This is a genomic window from Streptococcus sp. DD12 (assembly GCF_001578885.1).
In the GTDB taxonomy this organism is placed as follows: domain Bacteria; phylum Bacillota; class Bacilli; order Lactobacillales; family Streptococcaceae; genus Streptococcus.
This window is the reverse complement of sequence record NZ_KQ969495.1, coordinates 281532-298357: the sequence shown is the minus strand read 5'-3', so window position 1 is coordinate 298357 and position 16826 is coordinate 281532. Positions and strand designations below refer to the sequence as shown.

At 44.4% G+C, this 16826-nt stretch carries 18 protein-coding genes and 1 pseudogene; 2 read left to right on the top strand and 17 right to left on the bottom strand.

What is annotated here, in order from left to right; all coding sequences use genetic code 11:
• Positions 1-119: 119 nt before the first annotated feature.
• The 17 genes and pseudogenes from STRDD12_RS08400 to STRDD12_RS01300 form a co-directional block, all read right to left on the bottom strand.
• Positions 120-353: a hypothetical protein gene (locus STRDD12_RS08400; protein WP_066914234.1), complete on the bottom strand. Its 234-nt coding sequence runs from the start codon at positions 351-353 to the stop codon at positions 120-122.
• A gap of 60 nt (positions 354-413) precedes the next feature.
• On the bottom strand, positions 414-611 hold the full coding sequence (locus STRDD12_RS01375) for a hypothetical protein (RefSeq protein WP_066914232.1): 198 nt from the start codon (positions 609-611) through the stop codon (positions 414-416).
• Entirely contained in the window at positions 611-898 is a 288-nt protein-coding gene (locus STRDD12_RS01370) for a hypothetical protein (RefSeq protein ID WP_066914229.1), read from the bottom strand. The genes STRDD12_RS01375 and STRDD12_RS01370 overlap by 1 nt, the downstream gene beginning before the upstream one ends.
• Positions 899-925: 27 nt before the next feature.
• Positions 926-1402 (bottom strand): annotated as a pseudogene (locus STRDD12_RS01365) (phage minor capsid protein); the annotation flags it as partial.
• A 127-nt stretch (positions 1403-1529) separates the two neighbouring features.
• Positions 1530-2957 (bottom strand): NADP-dependent glyceraldehyde-3-phosphate dehydrogenase, encoded by a 1428-nt coding sequence (locus STRDD12_RS01360; protein WP_066914227.1) that lies wholly within the window; start codon positions 2955-2957, stop codon positions 1530-1532.
• 113 nt (positions 2958-3070) lie between these two features.
• Complete coding sequence (locus tag STRDD12_RS01355; protein ID WP_066914225.1) at positions 3071-3766, bottom strand: LexA family transcriptional regulator; 696 nt, start codon at positions 3764-3766, stop codon at positions 3071-3073.
• A gap of 69 nt (positions 3767-3835) precedes the next feature.
• Entirely contained in the window at positions 3836-5965 is a 2130-nt protein-coding gene (gene topA / locus STRDD12_RS01350) for a type I DNA topoisomerase (protein WP_066914223.1), read from the bottom strand.
• 112 nt (positions 5966-6077) lie between these two features.
• Entirely contained in the window at positions 6078-6923 is an 846-nt protein-coding gene (gene dprA / locus STRDD12_RS01345; protein WP_066914221.1) for a DNA-processing protein DprA, read from the bottom strand.
• A 161-nt stretch (positions 6924-7084) separates the two neighbouring features.
• Complete coding sequence (ndk, locus tag STRDD12_RS01340; RefSeq protein ID WP_066914219.1) at positions 7085-7495, bottom strand: nucleoside-diphosphate kinase; 411 nt, start codon at positions 7493-7495, stop codon at positions 7085-7087.
• Between the two features lie 30 nt (positions 7496-7525).
• Positions 7526-8482, bottom strand: a complete 957-nt coding sequence (locus STRDD12_RS01335) for an ABC transporter permease (protein ID WP_066914217.1) — start codon at positions 8480-8482, stop codon at positions 7526-7528.
• Complete coding sequence (locus tag STRDD12_RS01330; RefSeq protein WP_066914215.1) at positions 8479-9549, bottom strand: ABC transporter permease; 1071 nt, start codon at positions 9547-9549, stop codon at positions 8479-8481. Before STRDD12_RS01330 ends, STRDD12_RS01335 begins: the two co-directional genes overlap by 4 nt.
• Entirely contained in the window at positions 9542-11077 is a 1536-nt protein-coding gene (locus tag STRDD12_RS01325; RefSeq protein WP_066914213.1) for an ABC transporter ATP-binding protein, read from the bottom strand. The genes STRDD12_RS01330 and STRDD12_RS01325 overlap by 8 nt, the downstream gene beginning before the upstream one ends.
• Before the next feature lie 122 nt (positions 11078-11199).
• Positions 11200-12264: a BMP family lipoprotein gene (locus STRDD12_RS01320; protein ID WP_082753035.1), complete on the bottom strand. Its 1065-nt coding sequence runs from the start codon at positions 12262-12264 to the stop codon at positions 11200-11202.
• 86 nt (positions 12265-12350) lie between these two features.
• Positions 12351-12743, bottom strand: a complete 393-nt coding sequence (locus STRDD12_RS01315; RefSeq protein ID WP_066914209.1) for a cytidine deaminase — start codon at positions 12741-12743, stop codon at positions 12351-12353.
• Positions 12730-13395, bottom strand: coding sequence for a deoxyribose-phosphate aldolase (gene deoC / locus STRDD12_RS01310; protein WP_066914207.1), 666 nt, complete (start codon positions 13393-13395; stop codon positions 12730-12732). Before deoC ends, STRDD12_RS01315 begins: the two co-directional genes overlap by 14 nt.
• Positions 13392-14684 (bottom strand): pyrimidine-nucleoside phosphorylase, encoded by a 1293-nt coding sequence (locus STRDD12_RS01305; RefSeq protein WP_066914205.1) that lies wholly within the window; start codon positions 14682-14684, stop codon positions 13392-13394. The genes deoC and STRDD12_RS01305 overlap by 4 nt, the downstream gene beginning before the upstream one ends.
• Complete coding sequence (locus STRDD12_RS01300) at positions 14681-15271, bottom strand: class I SAM-dependent methyltransferase (protein WP_066914203.1); 591 nt, start codon at positions 15269-15271, stop codon at positions 14681-14683. The genes STRDD12_RS01305 and STRDD12_RS01300 overlap by 4 nt, the downstream gene beginning before the upstream one ends.
• A gap of 186 nt (positions 15272-15457) precedes the next feature.
• Here STRDD12_RS01300 and coaA point away from each other — a divergent pair, with 186 nt between their 5' ends.
• Positions 15458-16378, top strand: coding sequence for a type I pantothenate kinase (gene coaA, locus STRDD12_RS01295; RefSeq protein ID WP_066914201.1), 921 nt, complete (start codon positions 15458-15460; stop codon positions 16376-16378).
• A gap of 52 nt (positions 16379-16430) precedes the next feature.
• Positions 16431-16682: a 30S ribosomal protein S20 gene (rpsT, locus tag STRDD12_RS01290; protein ID WP_066914199.1), complete on the top strand. Its 252-nt coding sequence runs from the start codon at positions 16431-16433 to the stop codon at positions 16680-16682.
• The last annotated feature ends 144 nt before the right edge of the window (positions 16683-16826 follow it).

Genomic DNA, 16826 nt, shown 5'->3' with positions numbered 1-16826 from the left:
AAAAGAATAACAGATTAACTCCTCGAATTTGCACGGTCAGATTTGGGGAGTTTTTGTTAGTCAGCCCCATGAGATCTCTAAGAAAACCAATCAGCATCAGGAGATGCTCACCTGACCCATTAGTCTAGCGAAAAATTAATGGAATTAAAAGACCAAATGTCACTATCCAGCTTGTACTGGTCAAATTGGGCCTGTAAGTCTGCAAGCTGTTGCTTGCTTTCCTCGCTAGCTCCCTCTTTTGCCTGCAAGTCCTTGATAGCTTGGTTTTGTTGCTCAAGTAAAAACTGTATGGCACATCCAGCCATTCGTAGAGAGTTCTCAAGTTCACGTTTCTTTTTGATACGTTTATTCATGGTTACCTCCTGATTTTGGGTACAAAAAAGCACTTAGATACTTTCTAAGTGCTAATTTATTTATGCTGGATCTTGATAAGTCAATAGTGCGTATTCTTCAAACAATTCCAGTTCTTCCATAGTCAGAACTGAGAGGGGATTATCTTCGTTGTCATCTTCAGTCCAACCAGTCTTTTGAGCATTTTCTTTTCTCTGGTCCTCTAAATATTGCAACAAATCTTTACCTAATTTGCTTGAAACTAAATCATACAAATCCATTAGATGACCTCCAAATCTACTCCAATAAGAGACAATTGCCTTGAAAACTCTCTCAAGTTATCTTCATTATACCCTTTTTTATCGAGTTTGAAAAGGAAAGACCTATACAACCCCTCGTCTACGAGATTATGCACAGTATACTTAAAAATTTTTCCATCATGACAGGCAATAAGACCATATTTATAACCTCGTTCATAGGAAGCCTGTAAGTCAGCGTAACTAGGAACAGAACTACCTGGGTGGTTATGAATGCCGATTATTACACCTTTATCTGAGTTCTTCAACATCTATCGCATTCCTTTTTGTCTTGCTATGACCCTGATTTCTTTCTTAGCCTTGGTATACGGGTCGTCATAGTACTTCTCCCTAGCGTAATCACGGTGTAGGAAAGGGTGCTGTCTGAGATAGTCTCTCATAGCTCCCTGTTGTATCCTTACCTTGCTCTTATACTTGTTTATCAGCTCCTTATCGCCTAGTTTCTCTGCAACGTGCAGATATTCCTTGGACTGTCTGATAGACCGTTCTAGGGCTCTCTGCTTAGCCTGCACGTTGGCATTTTCGATAGCCTGCTCAGGTGTTATGTCTTTGACATCATCCCTCAAATCAGGCTTGTAGTTGGCACCGACCACAAAGGGAGTGATTTCATGGGTACAGTTGATACCTAAGCAACCGTCAGCCGTTCCATAGCCATAGTCTGAGAGGGCAAGAATACGCTCGCCTTTTTCAGTCCTAGCAAGGCCAGTAGTAACTATTCTGTGCTGTAGAGGGGCACACATTTCCCTGGCTGTGGAATTGATATTAGCTTCTTATTGACGACCAGCCAAACACAATCAAAAAAGCTCTCAGAAGCAAAACTTCTGAGAGCTTTTCCATGAGAATGACAATCACCAAAAATTCAGCAACTCCCACCCAATAAAATTATTTGATATCAAATACTGTTGATTTCACACGTGTCATGGCTTCGATAGAATATTTGACACCTTGTGTTCCGGCACCAGATGATTTCACACCCAAGAATGGGAAGTTATCGGTACCACGTTGTGTTTTGTTGTTGATATGAACAGTTCCGACTTCCAATTGTTCAGCAATGGCAAACGCACGTGGGTAGTCTTGTGTGAAGACAGCGCCTTGCAAACCAAATTCAGATTCGTTAGAAATCTTGATGGCTTCCTCAACAGATGAAACACGGATAAATGGCAATACAGGACCAAATGGCTCTTCCCATGCCAAACGCATGTCAGTTGTCACATGGTCAAAGACGGTTGGATAGATAAGGTTACCTTCACGTTTAAGTTCTGTCTTAGCAGTTGCACCCTTTTCAGCAGCGTCGTCAATCAATCCTTGAACGAAATCAGCTGCTTTCGTGTCAATCAAAGGTGTTACACTAGCGCTATCTTCAGGCATACCAACAGTAATATTAGCAACCAAGGCAGTCACTTTTTCCACCAATTCATCAGCAACACTATCCATGACAAGTACACGTTTGATGGCTGTACAACGTTGACCAGAGTAGTCAAAAGCACCAGCAACAATGTTTTTAGCTGTCAAGTCAAGATCCGCATCTTCAAGAACGATGGCAGCATCTTTACCACCCAGTTCCAACATGATAGGACGCATACCAGCCAAACGACCGATATTTTCTCCAACTGGTGTAGAACCCGTAAAGTTAATGAAGTCTACAGCCTTGTGCTCAACGATGTAGTCACCGATGACAGAACCACGACCTGTAATGGTATTCAAAACACCAGCTGGGATGCCAGCTTCTACAAAAGCTTCCGCCAAGAGCAAACCAGAGATAGACCCTTGCGTTGGTGGTTTAAAGGCAACTACGTCCCCAGCAATCAAAGCTGGAGCAATCTTAGAACCAGCCAAGTTAACTGGGTAGTTAAATGGTGAAATCGCTAGCACCAAACCTACTGGTTCGCGACGAACAATAGCGATTTTTTTCTTGCTACCTGCATCGAAAGCACCACCTTCAAGGACTTCTCCCTCCATGCGGAGACCTTCTTCAGCAGCAAAGTGGATAATTTCAGCTGTACGGACCACTTCACCCACAGCAGATTTGTAACCTTTAGCAATTTCTTTTGACAAGACAGCACCGATTTTTTCGGCATCGCGTTCCAAAATATCAGCTGCTTTATGCAAGTAAGCTGCCCGTTCTGTATAAGACAAAGCACGCCATGCTGGTAAAGCTGCCTTTGCTGCTGCCATTACCTCATCAACGTCTGCTTGGCTCATTGCTGGGACGGTACCCAACAGTTCACCATTTGCTGGTTCAAAAATTTCAATTTTACTTTCAGAACCTTTCCACTCACCGTTGACATAGTTTTTATAATCTTTTGTCAAAGCACACACTCCTTTATATGTTATAAGGCTATTTTATCAAAAATTGCATTAAAAGCAATCTTTTACTATAGTAATTGTCAGAAAATTCTTCCAATTAGGCCAAAACCTGCCTCTTAACTGCCTTGTGGCATGAAATTTCCGACAATTTTTCCGACAATCCGTGGCTCTTCCTCGTAGGGGGCAAATTTGTCTTGGTATTTTTTGTTAATCGACACCAACCGTAACCCATCTGCTTCCCGATAAACCTTCTTGATATAGGTCTGTCCATCCCAATCAACGGCATAGACAGCCCCATCGTAGTCAAAACCTGTCTGTTTGATGAGGACAACTTCCCCATTGAGATAGGTTGGCTCCATCGAATCCCCGAAAACCCATGAAGCAAAATCATGGTCGAATTTTTCATGATAAAAAACTTCATCATAACTGCCGTCATCAAAATAAGAATAACCCGTCCCAGCTGATAAGCGCTCATATACCTTATAGGCAAACAAAGGCTTGATTACCTTAGTTGACTCTTCACTTTCTGCGGCCTTCAAATCTAAAAGAGATCTAGCATAAGACAAGACCCTCCCTTGAGCTTTTGGGTTTAATTGGTCATAGATACTCGTCAGCTCATACTGCCCTTCAAAATAATCAAGGCTTACCTCAAACAATGTAGCAAGCATCTGTTTATTTTTCTTGTTTGGTTGCGTCTTCGCAATTTCCCAATTGTGGTAGGAGGGTTGAGCAACCCCCAAAGCTTGGGCAACCTGCACCTGTGTCAAGCCTAATTCAAGCCGACGGGCCTTTAAGCGTTCTCCTGAAAACATCACAACTCCTTAAAGTTTATAAACTATATAGAGTATAGCATAAAAGAGTGGCAGAAACCACTCTTTTTCTTATTTGATTTTATCTTCCTTGTAGTCACAGTCCTCGCTACTACACACAACTTGCTTACCGCCACCACGGATTTTCTTTTCGACAAGAAAATCACCTGATTTTGGACAAGTGCGTCCAACAGGTTTATCCCAAGAGGTGAAATCACAGTCCGGATAACGATCACAACCATAAAAGATACGATTTCGCTTCGTTTTACGCTCGATGACCTGACCTTTTTCACATTTGGGACAGATAACCCCGATTTCCTTTGTAATCGCTTTTGTATTGCGACAATCTGGAAAGTTTGAACAGGCGTAAAACTTGCCAAAACGGCCCATTTTAATCACCATGGGATGGCCACAGAGGTCACAATCAAAGCCGGCGGGTTCATCCTTGATTTCAATCTTTTCAATCTCGCTCTCAGCCTTTTCCACCTCTTTTTCAAAAGGTTTATAAAAGCCATCAATAACGGTTTGCCACTGCTTTTTGCCTTCTTCGACAGCGTCTAGCTGTTGCTCCATTTCGGCTGTAAAGGTGACATCCACGATATCGGGGAAAAAGTTAACAATCAAAGTATTGACAATCTCGCCAAGTTCAGTAGGTTCAAACCGTTTGGCTTCTAAACGGACATAATAGCGTTTTTGAAGGGTTTCTAAAGTCGGAGCGTAGGTCGATGGGCGACCAATACCGATTTCCTCTAGGGTTCGTACGAGAGTAGCTTCCGAATAGCGAGCAGGCGGTTGGGTAAAGTGTTGCTCGGGGAGGGTTTTGACCTTTTTAACACTATCGCCAACAACCATGTCAGGGAGCATCTTATTCTTGTCGGAATCGTTGTAGACCGCCAAATACCCTTCAAACTTCACTTGACTGCCATTTGCCGTAAAGATGACGCCATTTTGTTCTAGGGCCACGCGCATGGTGTCATAGACGGCATTGGTCATCTGACTGGCCACAAAACGGTTCCAAATCAAGGTATAGAGCTTAAGTTGGTCCTTGTTTAAGTACTTAGCAACAGACTCTGGCGTCCGATAAACACTTGAAGGACGAATCGCTTCATGGGCATCCTGGGCACCGCTTTTGTTTTGCACGCGATTGCTATGCTTGCTGTATGTTGCCCCAAAGCGGTCTGTGATAAAAGCAGCTGCTTCACCTTGGGCGACTGGGCTAATCCGAGTCGAGTCGGTCCGCATATAGGTAATTAACCCCTGATGTCCTGAACTTCCTAAACTCAACCCTTCATAGAGCTGCTGAGCCACCATCATGGTTTTGCGGGTCCGAAAATTAATCTTATTGACCGCATCTTGCTGTAAAGAAGAAGTTGTGTAGGGCAAGGGAGCCTTACGTCGCCGTTCTTTTTTATCCACCTTGGTCACTGCCCATTGGTCCTGCGTCAAGCGGGCCAAGACTTCCTGAACTTGGTCATTTGTCTCAAGCTTTTTCTTTTTGCCATCTAGACCATAGAAGCTGGCTTGAAATTTTCGTGTCCCTTTTTGAAATTGCCCATCAATGGTCCAGTACTCTTGAGGCTCAAAATTCTTAATCTCATTTTCCCGATCAATAATAAGCTTTAAAGCAACTGACTGGACACGTCCAGCAGACAGACCACGTTTGACTTTTTTCCACAAGACAGGCGAAATAGAATAACCAACGATGCGATCTAGAACCCGCCTTGCTTGCTGGGCATCGACCAAATCCATATTGATCTCACGAGGCTCCTTGAGCGCATCTTTGACCACATCTTTGGTGATTTCATTGAAGACCACACGATTTTTATCTTTAGGATCCAAATCCAAAATGTGGGCCAGATGCCAGGAAATCGCTTCTCCTTCTCGGTCCGGGTCACTAGCCAAGTATACTTTTTTGGCTTTTTTGGCTTCCTTTTTCAAATCTTTGATTAAGGGACCCTTGCCTCGGATATTGATATATTGCGGTTCGTAATTATTGTCAAAATCAATGGACATACTAGATTTTTTTAAATCACGAATGTGGCCGACACTAGCGACGACCTTGTAGTTACGTCCCAGATATTTTTCAATGGTTTTTGCTTTGGCTGGTGACTCAACGATGACTAGATTTTTCTTTGGCGTCGCTCGTTTTTTGCTGGTTGTGGCTTTTGTTTTCGTTTTTTTAGTTGCAGTACTTTGTGCCATAACGCCTCCTCTTTTCAGAACAAACTGATAGCATGATATATCATTTTCATACCCTTGTCAATCAATTTCTTCTATATAAGGGACATTTATGGGGAAGCGAAAGCGCCTTTTTTTAGCTTAGGGCAAATTCATCAAGGATATCTCGCCCCGACATGACCAATTTAGCACCCTCTTGGATGAGGTGATGGCAGCCATCTGAACGGCCATCCAAAAGGCTGCCAGGAATGGCAAAGACATCTCTTCCTTCTTCCATGGCCCTTTCACAGGTGATGAGACTTCCTGAACGCAGCTTGGCCTCACATACTAAAACGCCCATTGACAAACCTGCAATGATGCGGTTGCGTTCGGGGAAATGGTATTTCAAAGCAGGAACACCGGGGCCATACTCCGATAAGACAAGATGGTGTTTAGCTAGATAATCTTGTAAATCGCGATTTTCACTCGGATAGTGACCATCTAAACCTGTTCCTATAACGCCTATGGTTCGACAACCCAACTGGAGCGCAGCCATATGCGCTGCACTATCTATCCCCCGAGCCAAACCTGACACAATAGCAAACTTTTGCTGTAATTCGGATAAGATTTTTTTAACAGATGACGTCCCCACCTGGCTAGATGAGCGAGCTCCAACAACAGCTAGCTTAGGAGCCTCTAACAAGGACAAATCTCCTTGGTAAAAGAGTAAAACAGGCGGGTTATAAATCTGCCGCAAGGCATCCGGATAACAGTCATCTAAGATGGAAAATGACTTAAATTGACCAAAACGGTGACGAAGTTCTGCCAAGTCCAACTGCTTATAGGACTGAATAAACAAGGAAGGATTTTTCACCCTCGAAACCACCGCCATATCACGTAAGGAGAGATGCCTTTTTTCACGTTCTTGATAAGCCAAGAGATGATTTATATTGAGGTTACTCAAGCCTGCTTCTTTTAGTTTAAATAGTTCAAATGTATTCATGCCTACCTCCACTTATCTATCCGATAAAAATCTCAGAAAGCTAGAAAACTAGCGCGTACACAGGCTAAGGCCACAAGAAAACCAAGATCCTCTGCCTCATCTGTAGGTTACATACAAGAGACATGTAAAAAGCCTGCAACTGACGTTACAGGCTTCTGTTATTAGTTAAACCAAATACCGATTTCACGTTGGGCTGAAGCTATCGAATCCGAACCATGCACCACATTGCGGATATGGTCGCCGACCGGCGCTGTAGCAAAATCACCGCGAATGGTACCTGCCACTGCTTCACCTGGGTTGGTCGCACCCATCATGTGACGCCAGCCCTCTACAACATCAGGACCCGATAGGACACCGATGACAGATGGCCCTTCTGTCATATAGTCCACCGTAGACGGGTAAAAAGGGCGATCGACAATATGGGCATAATGTTGGTCCAAACGTGACTTATCCAAGGTCAAAAGGTTGAGCTCTTCTATCTGGTAACCACGGCGTTCAATCCGATGAATAATTTCACCGACGATGCCACGTTCCACAGCATCTGGCTTTATCATAAAAAATGTTTTTTCCATGTTATTTCCTTATCTGATGAGGGCCTTAAACTACTTGGACTTGATGTAGTTGATACCGTCAGCTTTTGGTGCAACAGCCTTACCAAAGAAGATAGCTAAGACTAAAATGGTTAAGACATATGGCGCAATTTGCAGGTAGACAGAGGGTACCGCAGAAAGCCCTGGGATAGAGCCACCGACAATGGCCAAGGATTGAGACAGACCAAAGAAGAGACTGGATAACATAGCCCCGATAGGATTCCAGCGGCCAAAAATCATGGCGGCCAAAGCAATAAATCCAGGCCCAGCGATGGTTGTCACCGCAAAGTTATTGGAAATGGATTGGGCGTAGATGGCACCACCGACACCTCCCAAGAAACCGGAAATCATAACCCCATAATAACGCATGGCATAGACATTGATACCTAAGGTATCTGCAGCTTGTGGGTGCTCACCAACCGAACGCAGACGTAGGCCAAAGCGAGTTTTAAAAATGATAAACCAAGAAAGAAAGGCAACTGCAATCGCCACATAAGCTGGTAAAGACGTGTTATTAAAGAAAATGCGTCCTAAGAAAGGAATATCTTTTAAAATAGGGAAAGAAAAGCGACCAAAAGATTGGGTAATCGTGTCGGTCTGACCGTGGTCATAGAGCACTTTACACAGAAAAACAGCCAAAGATGGGGCAATCAAGTTAAGCACTGTTCCTGAGACCACATGGTCTGCCCGAAAATTAATGGTCGCCACTGCGTGAATCAGTGAAAAGAGCAGACCGACAAGTCCTGCGACCAAGCAGGCAATCCAAGGTGTCCATGCCCCTAAGCTATCTGCGAAGGTCAGGTTGAAAACAATCCCTGAGAAAGCACCGATAACCATAATGCCTTCAAGTCCCACATTGACAATCCCACCACGTTCGGAAAAGGTTCCACCGATAGAAGTGAAAATCAAAGGCGCGGCATAGATCAGCATGGATGACACTAACAGGGTTAAAATGGTGGTAAAATTCATGCGGATTTCCCTCCTTTAGCCGTAACTTTTTTTGTTCGAGGCCGAACCAAATAACGAATCATATAGTTAGCTCCAACAAAGAAAATGATGAAGGCTGAAACCACATCGATAACTTCTGATGGCACACCTACCATACCTGTCTTACCAATTGACAAAACTGCAAACAACAAGGCGGCAAAAGGAATACCAAGTGGGCTATTGGTTGCCAGCAAGGCAACCGCCATACCATCCCAACCAATACTCAAAGATGACCCTTGAATAAAGACGTTCTGGAAGGTTCCTAAACCTTCAACAGTCCCTCCAAGCCCGGCTAAGGCACCAGACAAGACCATTGATAAGACAATGACACGTTTGGAAGACATCCCAGCGTATTCTGCTGCGTTAGCGTTTAGACCAACCGCACGAATTTCATAACCAGTTGTTGTTTTCTTCATCAAAAACCAAACCAAAGCTACGGCGATTAAGGCAAAAAAGATACCTAAGTTCATCCGGGAATTATCTGTCAAAGCCGATAACCATTGGGTTTGATAGCTGGCATTGGCTGAAACAGCATTGGACGCATCCGAGGTCCGCATCAGTTGACGAGGAATTCCCCCACGCACAATTGCATTTGCGGTATAGAGGATGATATAGTTCATCATGATGGTAACAATGACCTCACTGGTTCCTAAATAAGCTCGCAAATACCCTGGAATTGCCCCTGCAATACCACCAGCAACCAAACCGATGACAAGGGTACAGAGAATAGACAAGGGTTTAGGCAAATCTGGAAAGCTCAAGGCGAACCAAACTGCAGCCGTCCAGCCTGCCAAGGCCTGACCAGGCAAACCGACGTTAAAGAAACCTGCTCGTGAAGCAATTGAGAATCCTAATGCAATGAGGATTAAAGGCCCCATAGCCCGAAAAATTTCTCCCCAGTTTTTGACCGTACCAAATGCTGTATAGAGCAAGTCATTGTAGGCAAAAAGAGGGTTGTAGCCAAAGGCTAACATCAAGACCGCTCCCAAGAGCATCCCCAATAAGACCGCAATCAGAGGGACGGCCCAGTTTTGTGTTTTTTTAGACATCTTTGTCCTCCTTGTTTACGGTTCCTCCAGCCATCAGAATCCCTAGTTCTTGTTTATTGGTTTCTTCTGGTGATAAGATTCCTTGGATACGGCCATCATGAATTACCGCAATGCGGTCTGAGACATCCAAAATTTCATCCAATTCGAAGCTGACAACCAAAACCGCCTTCCCTTTATCCCGTTCTTGGATAATGCGTTTGCGGATATACTCAATGGCACCGACATCCAAACCGCGAGTAGGCTGGCTAATAACCAATAAATCCGGATTGCGGTCAATCTCACGAGCAATAACAGCCTTTTGCTGATTTCCACCTGACAAAGACCCACCTGAAACAACCTCGCTTGCTGCCCGAACGTCAAATTCAGCCATCAAATCACGCGCATAGCCATTGATTTTACCATAGTCCAAAATGCCACGACGGCTAAGCGGTTCTTTATAGTAAGTTTGCAAGGCAATGTTTTCAGCAATAGTCATATCCAAGACCATACCGTCCCGGTGGCGATCTTCTGGCACATGACTGACTTGCATTTCTGTAATCTGTCTTGGGCGCAAGTGGGTAACTTCACGCCCTTTGATTTTGATGGAGCCTGATTTGGCCTTGCGTAGCCCTGTAATCGCTTGGACAAGTTCACTTTGGCCATTGCCATCAATCCCTGCAATCCCAACGACTTCCCCAGCATGGACATCCAGAGAGAGATTTTTAACAGCAGGTACCCCACGATTTTCATGGACCACTAAATCAGAAATTTCTAAAATGGCTTCTCCGACCTTGGCTGCTTCTTTTTCCGTTTTAAACGAAACCGCATGGCCGACCATCATTTCAGCTAACTCTTGACTGGTTGCGCCTTCGACAGGGACCGTTTGGATAGACTTCCCTTGACGAATGACCGTTACACGATCTGCAACCGCACGAATTTCATCCAACTTGTGGGTAATTAAAATAATGGACTTGCCTTCTTTTACCAAGTTTTTCATGATTGCCAAAAGCTCAGTGATTTCCGAAGGGGTAAGCACAGCTGTCGGCTCATCAAAAATCAGAATATCCGCTCCCCGATAGAGGGTTTTTAGGATTTCAACCCGTTGCTGGGCGCCGACAGAAATGTCAGCAATTTTAGCTGCTGGATCAACGGCTAAGCCGTATTTTTCAGACAGGGCTTGGATTTCAGCAGTGGCTTCTTTGAGATTGAGAACACCCCTTTTGGTCTTTTCACTACCCAAGATAATGTTTTCAGCCACTGTAAAAGCTTCCACCAACATAAAGTGCTGGTGTACCATACCAATCCCTAGCTTGGCTGCTTTAGAGGGAGAATCAATGGCAACAGCCTGGCCGTTGACAAAGATTTCTCCACTAGTGGGTTCCAACAAGCCAGACAACATGTTCATGAGAGTTGATTTTCCTGCCCCATTTTCACCAAGTAGCGCATGAATTTCTCCCGGAAGAACATCCAGATTTATCTGATCGTTGGCGGTAAAGTCACCAAATTTTTTGGTGATGTCCCGCATTTCAATGACAAATTCGCTGGTCATAACTATTTCCTTTCAGACATTTTATGTCAGTAAAACCCACTAACCTTCCGGGTTAATGCGCTTTACTGAGACAAGTGTCTCAGCCTTAAAAAAGCGACCGCGAAGGGTCGCAATCTTAAGTCTTATTTAGTTGAAACGCCATCTGGTACTGTAATTTTACCGTCGATGATTTGTTGTTTCGCTTCTTCTACAGCTTTTTTCGTAGCGTCTGGCAAGTTCTTAGTCACAATGTCAATACCGCCATCTTTCAAGCCATAAGTAGTTGTTTTGTTGCCATCAAAAGCTTTGCCCTTGAGTTGGTTGTTAGAGATGTCTTTAACAACAGCTCCAACTTCTTTGATGGTAGATGTCAATACAAAGTTAGATTTTGTCTTGTCTGAAGCTGTGTAGTTTCCTTCTTCTGTTTGGTCACGGTCAACTCCGATAACCCAAACTTTTTCAGAAGCATCAGCCGCCAATTTTTCATCAATTTCTTTGGCTTGTGAGAAGACACCTGTACCAGAACCACCAGCGGCATGGTAGATGACATCCGCACCATCTGTGTACATTGTTGCAGCGATTGTCTTAGCTTTGGCAGCATCGTTATATGAACCAACGTATTTGACATCAACTTGAATATCTTTGTTGACAGAAGCGACACCAGCTTTAAAACCAGTTTCAAAACGAGTAATGGTATCTGATTCTACCCCACCAACAAAACCAACTTTGTTTGTTTTGGTTTGTTTAGCCGCTGCAATACCGGCAAGGTAAGCCCCTTCATTATCTGCAAAGAGCACACTCTTAACATTGTCCAAACCAGTGATTTGGTCGTCAACGATCACATAGTTCACCTTGGTGTTTTCCTTTGCAGCTGATTCAACAGCAGAGTGCAGGTTGTAACCAATACCAAAGATCAGGTTGTAGCCCTTAGATACCGCAGAATCCAAGTTAGTTGCGTAATCAGATTCGCTATCGGATTGGAAGTAAGTGTAATCCGTATCCTTGGTCAACTTGTTTTCTTTACCCCAAGCTTGCAAACCTTCCCAAGCGGACTGGTTAAAGGATTTATCATCCACGCCACCGGTATCGGTAACAATGGCAACCTTGGTGCCGTTTGAGTTAGACGAGCTTGACGTATTACGCTGACAAGCTGCTAAGGCAAGGCCTGCGACAGCCAAGAGCCCAAAACCAATAAGTTTCTTGTTCATCTTGATGAACCCTCCTAAAAAAATCTTGCAACTGCTGTTGCGGTATTATAACAGCCTATAAAGCTGGATAATCAAGGTTAGCAGATTTATGATAAATCTGAAAATGCGTAGGGCAATAATTGTCCCACTGTTGTGTGGCGTTCGTTTTCGTCGCGACCGACCAGGACTACTGGCGTGTCTGAAGACATAAACTCAGACATGACTTGACGACAGGCTCCACAAGGGGCAATCGGTTGGTCAGTATTTCCGAAAATAACCAGTTGCGCAAACTCGCGTTTGCCCTGTGCCACGGCATTAAAAATCGCTGTTCTTTCGGCACAGTTAGTCAAACCAAAGCTAGCATTTTCGATATTACAGCCCCTATAAACTTGGCCATCCTTTGTCAAAAGGCTAGCTCCCACAGGAAAGTTTGAGTAAGGGACGTAAGCAAAGCTAGCTGCTGTCTTTGCTTGAGAAATCAAATCCTCAGTAGTCACCATGTGCAGTCTGTCCTTCCATGATAGCAGGCCCTGCAGATGTCCCAATGCGGTTGGCACCCGCATTGATAAAGGCAAGCGCATCCTCATATGAACGCGCGCCACCCGCAGCTTTCACGCCCATATCTGGCCCAACCGTTTCCCGCATGAGTTTGACATCCGCGAGTGTAGCGCCACCGGTTGAAAAACCTGTTGACGTCTTGACAAAATCAGCCCCTGCTTCTTTAGCGAGTTGACAAGCTGTCACTTTTTCGGCATCCGTCAAGAGACAAGCTTCAATGATAACTTTGACTAAAGCAGGACGACTGGCCTCAACAACCTGACGGATATCTTCGGCTACCACTTGTGTCTTACCAGATTTGAGAGCGCCGATATTGATGACCATATCAACTTCTTGAGCGCCATGACTGACCGCTTCTTTAGCCTCAAAGGCTTTAGTGGCTGTCGTATTGGCCCCTAGAGGAAAGCCGACTGTTACACAAGTCTTGACGGAACTGCCTTTAAGAGCATCTGCGACATAGGCCACCCAAGTCGGATTCACACAAAGACTGGCAAACTGGTAAGCCTTAGCCTCCTCAATGGCACGGTCGATAGCAGTTTGTGAACTGTCGGGCTTGAGTAGGGTATGGTCGATATAGGTATTAATAGCTGTCATACACTGTCCTCCTCTCCGATAACTGTCACGATTTCCCGTGGACGAACACGTTCCTTATCTATAATAACATTTTTTTGGAAATCTTTAAGGGCATTTTCACTAATTTTTTCTTGAGAATAAATTCTAGCAACCACATCCCCCTCTTGGACAGGGTCACCGACCTTTTTCTCAAAGACCAGACCAACTTCATGGTCTAGGCTATCTTCCTTGGTAGCTCGGCCAGCACCCAGTGTCATGGCAAAATGACCAAAGTAAAGAGCTGGTAGGCCTACCACATAACCAGAAGCTTGGGCATGAACCTCTGTTACCTCAGCAACTTCTACGTCTCGATAAAGGTCTGTCAAATCCCCACCTTGCGCTTGAACCATGGCTTCAAACTTAGCTAAAGCAGGACCAGTTGTCAGATAACTAAGAATTTGGTCAAGCGTAACTTCCGTATTGGCCAATGATAACATGTATTTTGCCAGCTGGCAGATAAAGAGGGTGACGTCTATCCGCCCATTCCCTTGCATAATTTGCAAGGCTTCTAAGACTTCTAGACGGTTCCCAATCGCTTGACCAATCGGTTGGCTCATATCGGTCACCACCGCCTGACACTTGCGACCGACAGCCTGACCGAGATTAACCATGACACGCGCCAGTTCCTCAGCCTCTTCATCAGTTCTCATAAAAGCCCCGTCTCCAACGGTCACATCCAGCAAAATCCGATCCGCACCTGATGCAATCTTTTTCGACATAACAGAACTCGCAATCAATGGCAGACAATCCACGGTCGCGGTCACATCACGCAGGGCATAAAGCAACTTATCCGCTTTGACAAGCTGTTCAGATTGGCCAATAATGGCAAGTCCGATGTCTTGAACCTGTTCGATAAATTCTTCTTTGGTCCGTTCCGTTTGAAAGCCTTTAATGGACTCTAGTTTGTCAATGGTACCGCCAGTATGCCCCAAACCACGGCCACTCATTTTAGCGACAGGAACACCAAAGGAAGCTACTAAGGGAGCCAAAATCAAGGACACCTTGTCACCGACCCCACCCGTTGAGTGTTTGTCCAATTTGATTCCTGAAATGGCACTCAAATCGAACTCTTCGCCTGTTTCAACCATGGTCATGGTGAAATCACTGATTTCTTGGGTTGTCATGCCTTTAAAGTAAGTCGCCATCGCAAAGGCCGCCATCTGATAATCAGGCACTTCTCCAGACACAAAGCCTTTCAACAAAAAGTCGATTTCTGCTTGGGTTAAGGCTTGCCCATTTCTTTTTTTCTCAATAATATCAACTGTTCTCATAGCTTTTCACTCTGTAATATGTAATATCCCTTATCCTTTTTAAGGATGCTGACATCCCCAAAGACTTCTGCCATCTTAGCCTTGGCCGAAGGAGCGCCTTGTTTCTTTTGAATCACCAAGGTCAAGGTTCCCCCAGCTTCCAGAAAATCAGGCGCTTGTTCAATGATGGCATGAACCACCTGCTTGCCCGCCCGAATGGGGGGGTTAGACACAATGGCCTGATAGCGACCTGTTACCTTTTCATACAGGTTGGAGGCAAAGATATCTGCCGTCACGCCATTGGTTTGGGCATTTTCTTTGGCCAGGGCAACCGCCCGTTGGTTGATGTCTACGAGTGTGGGTTGGACTCCCTGAACCTTGGCCAGAGTCAGACCGATAGCCCCATAGCCACAACCAACATCTAAAAGGCGCGTCTTAGGAGCAAAATCAACAGCGGATAAGAGGACACGGCTACCGTAATCAATCATTTTTTTGGAAAAGACACCCGCATCTGTGGCAAAGGTAAATGTTTCACCCAACAAGGTCACATCGAGGTGGTGAATATCATGTGCAGCTGTCGGGTCTTCTGCAAAATACATCTGAGCCATCTGATTTGACTTCTCCTCCTTTATATCATTTTAGGCCAGGCTCTAAAAAGCTAGCTACTGTGGGGTTGCCGAACTAGATAGAAACCAAGGCGTTTTGGCAAACCCTTCATCACCACCTATTGTACCATAGCTAGCTAGCGCTTTCAAACTTTGCCGGCTTAAGGTATAATAGTTTTGAGGTAATTTATGGAAAACGAGCTCATGACTTATAACAAGCTAACACGTCAGCATTGGAAAACCCTTCGTCAAGGGCAAGAAGCCCCGCTGACTGACAAGGAACTACAGTCCATCAAGAGTTTAAACGACTCTATCAGTATCTTAGATGTTGAAGAAGTTTATCTCCCTTTGGTCCATCTCATTCAGATTTACAAAAATACGCAAGAAAATTTAGCATTTTCAAAAAGCCTTTTTCTTCAAGAGGAGCCTACCAAGCGCCCTTTCATCATTGGGGTTTCAGGCTCTGTTGCCGTCGGAAAATCAACGACCAGTCGCCTGCTCCAACTGCTCTTGGAGCGCAGTTTTTCCGGTGCCCAAGTCGAGTTGGTCACCACGGATGGTTTTTTATATGATAATGCCACTTTAAAAGCCCAAAACAATCTCAACCGCAAGGGCTTTCCAGAAAGTTATGATATGGAAAAATTACTGGGCTTTCTGGACCGCATCTCAAACGGGCAAACCTGTCACATTCCCGTTTATTCGCACGAAATCTATGATATCGTTCCCAACCAAAGCCAAAAAGTGACACCCAGCGACTTTTTAATTGTGGAAGGCATCAATGTTTTTCAAAATCGCCACAATAACTCCCTCTACATGACGGATTACTACGATTTTTCAATCTATATTGACGCGCAAACTCCCTTGATTGAGGCTTGGTATCTGGAGCGTTTTGAAACCTTGCTGGACATGGCTAAGGACGATGCCAGCAACTATTACCATCTCTTTAGTCAGATGCCACGTTCCGAAGCACTAAGCATTGCCAAAAAGACATGGAAAGGGATTAATCTTATCAATCTGACGGATTACATTGAGCCCACCAAAACACGGGCTGAGGTCATCCTTCACAAGCGTGAAAACCATCAAATCGATAAAATCTATCTGAAAAAATAATTTAAACTTGTCAAAAAATAAGGAATATTATATAATAGCGTAGTTAGTAAAAATGGAGGTAAGAACTGTGGCAAACATCAAATCTGCAATCAAACGTGCTGAATTGAACGTAAAGCAAAACGCTAAGAACTCTTCTCAACGTTCAGCTATGCGTACAGCAATCAAAGAATTTGAAGCAAACCCAACTGAAGAAGCTTTCCGTAAAGTCAGCTCTGTTATCGACAAAGCTGAAACAAAAGGCTTGATTCACAAAAACAAAGCTAGCCGTGACAAATCACGCTTGGCTGCTAAATTGGGTGAATAATAAAAAACTCCTCTGATGAGGAGTTTTTTTATTTGCCTTGATGAGAAAATCAAAGACGGCGTCTCTGCTTTGAACGTTAAGCAACGTATTTCATCTATAGATACTACCGACCTCCGCCAATCAAAAAGATATTTCCAGTTAAGG